Source organism: Acidisoma sp. C75, from assembly GCF_054665095.1.
In genome coordinates this window covers 1-2611 of the sequence record NZ_BAAFHD010000027.1, presented here as the reverse complement: position 1 = coordinate 2611, position 2611 = coordinate 1, and the positions used below count along the sequence as shown (strand labels likewise).

Below are 2611 nucleotides of genomic sequence, written 5' to 3'. Positions count from 1 at the left end.
ACCTGCTGCCCTGGAATTGGCGATCCGAAACTCAGGCAATCGCCGCCGCCTGACCTTCGGCAACGGCTCTCGCCGGACGGATACTTCTCAACAACCTCACCCCAGCCCGCAAGGCGTGACCCGGCGGATGGTTACCTGCTCTTCCTGGTCTTGAACCGATCAGAAAAGGAGTGGAAGATGGGCCCGCGCGAATGGATCATGGCCAAGGCGCAATTCGCCGTTCTCTTCGGCGAACGTTTCAACAGAGCCATGGCGGCCTGATGTTCAACCCGCCGCCCTCACACGAAATTCCTGACAGTCCCGTCACCGTCCGATCGCTTTTCTTCTTACCGGCGGCCAGGTGCCAGATTGCGTCGCGGCCGATACGCTGCTCGATGAGATCCATACGGCCGAATTGGTCCACGGCGACAAGGGATACGACACGAATGCCGTGCGCGAGAAAATCGAAGCGAAGGGCGCAGCTCCCAACATTCCGCCCAAGGTCACACGCGTCAGAAAAAACTGCTTCTCCCCATATCTCTACAAAAGCCGGAACGCCATCGAGCGGATGTTTAATCGCCTCAAGGACTTTCGTCGTATCGCCACCCGCTATGACCGTCTCGCCATCAACTTCCATGCCGCCGTTTGCATCGCTGCCACCGTCAGCTACTGGTTATGAGTCCCAGCCCTATTTGGGCTTTCGCGAACTCTGCACCTCTACGCTAATAGTTCACTTCTCAGCTGAGCTCTGGAAGTGCCCGTCGGCACAGGATCGCGGGCGATAAACGAAGGAGGAGTCGCAAGCACGCCTGTGTCGAGCGGAGCAGATACTATGGTTGAGGTTCCCGGTTGTATGTAACCGTCAAATATGCCATTCGTTCCATAAGTCACCTGCATAGAGTTATTATAAAATTCATTGTTCCATACGAAAAGATTGGCCGGATTGGCTTGGGGATTGATCTGCACTGCCCAATACTGCGTCGCATTGCCGTTGGTATTTGTGGCGACGTTTTGATAAATCCATACATTCGAGCTATCGGCTCCAGCCTGCCCCCAAGCGTGATCGGCTACCGTGATCGCAGCTGCAGAGAGCCACGTACCCGGATCTTGATTGTTGTTTGTTAGCAAATTTTGGTTTATGGTCACGTTACTATCTGCCGCAACGTTTATGCCGGCCCCATTCGAGTCGTTTATTATGCATTGATTTATGGAGACCCCGGTATCGGACGCAATATCAATCCCTGCTCCGCTTGCATTGGCCACTGTACAGCCTGATACCGTCGAGCTAATGTCATTCTCAAGATACACACCAGCGCCTGCCGCCGGAAACTGTGTCCAAAATTGTGACGGCTCAACCTGGAGGTTGGCAAAGCTTGTTCCCGTTACAGAGAACCCAGTTTGGTCAGTTGCAGAAACAGAATCCAGCCCGATCTGCGAGAAGCTGCAACTGGCGACGTAGTTTCCTACGCTTGGTTTATAATCGCTCGATGTAAAGGCAATACCTTGCGAATACGGATCGCTCCCAGAACTGCCAAATGGACAAGTCCCAATACTCGAGAAACTGCAGCCAGAAAATCCAGAATGATCGGCGTTCGATAAAAGAATACCTATATATGGAGCGTTTTCGAAAGTATCATTAACAAAACTGAAGTCCGAGATCCGCCAAAATACCGCTAGCGCTCCCCATTGGGATGGCGCCGCTGCGCTAGAGGTTCCAGGAGCAGAAAAGTTATCATCAAATATTATGTTTGCAATAGTGACATTTTTTGTCTCTCCAGTGGGGTCCAAGATATTGCCCAAGAGGGTTATGTTAGCCTTCAACGGCTCAATTTTTACTGAGTTAAGTGCAGCAGTTATAACATCTCCATCTTGGACTCCCAGCGGTTGAGAGATGAAATAGGTTCCAGGGTTGATAAAGAGCATTTTGCCGGCGCCATGGGCAGTCAGCTCCGCCGCTTGTAGCGCGGCGAACGAGTCACCTGATGAAGGAGTCACCCCTAATGACATGGTGGAGATCATTGTGCTGGGGTCAAATGCGCCGTAATTCATCGCGTTTCTCCAGACCTTTCCTAAAACTGCTTACGGCAGGCTCGGTTAAAGAACCGTGATAGGGCGGTTTAAATCTTCCAACCAAAGCGGGTATTTTGATTGGGTGCTCTAGGAGCCTGTCCGAGAATTCGCTAGACGGCGCGAAGCGAAATACGATTCTGTCATTGCTATGAGGAAGATCTTCCGTTCCTGGGACGGGGATCAAGACTGGCTTCTGCCGCCATCGGTTCACCAGTTTGTCCTGCCTGGCCATGTGGCGCATTTCGTGCGCGATACGGTGCGTGAGGGGTTGGACCTCTCGACGATCGTGGGCGTCTACAAATCCGGGCAGGGTAAGCCGCCCTATCATCCTGGGATGCTGGTCTCGTTGCTGCTGTATGGCTACAGTCGCGGCATCTATTCCAGCCGGCAGTTGGCACGGACGTGCGAAGAACAGGTCGACATGATGGCGGTCACCGGCCTGAACCGGCCGGACTTCCGCACCAGCAGCGACTTTCGCCGTAAGCGTCGCGGCGTGAGCACGGGGCTTCGGTTTGGCGGGGCGCGAGCGTGATCGGGTTAGAGGCGGTCGATTATCACGCGG

Annotated in this window: 1 protein-coding gene and 3 pseudogenes; 3 read left to right on the top strand and 1 reads right to left on the bottom strand. The window is 53.7% G+C overall.

The features are described 5' to 3' along the window. Together ACYQ7X_RS17385 and ACYQ7X_RS17380 are read left to right on the top strand one after the other, a co-directional pair. A pseudogene (locus ACYQ7X_RS17385) lies at positions 1-261 on the top strand (hypothetical protein); the annotation flags it as partial. 46 nt (positions 262-307) lie between these two features. Beyond that, positions 308-658 (top strand): annotated as a pseudogene (locus ACYQ7X_RS17380) (IS5 family transposase); the annotation flags it as partial. Positions 659-696: 38 nt separating this feature from the next. On the opposite strand, the gene ACYQ7X_RS17375 reads toward ACYQ7X_RS17380, so the two are convergent. Next, on the bottom strand, positions 697-2028 hold the full coding sequence (locus tag ACYQ7X_RS17375) for a right-handed parallel beta-helix repeat-containing protein (RefSeq protein WP_459698334.1): 1332 nt from the start codon (positions 2026-2028) through the stop codon (positions 697-699). A gap of 169 nt (positions 2029-2197) precedes the next feature. Here ACYQ7X_RS17375 and ACYQ7X_RS17370 point away from each other — a divergent pair. After that, positions 2198-2533: pseudogene (locus ACYQ7X_RS17370) on the top strand (transposase); the annotation flags it as partial. Positions 2534-2611: the final 78 nt, after the last annotated feature.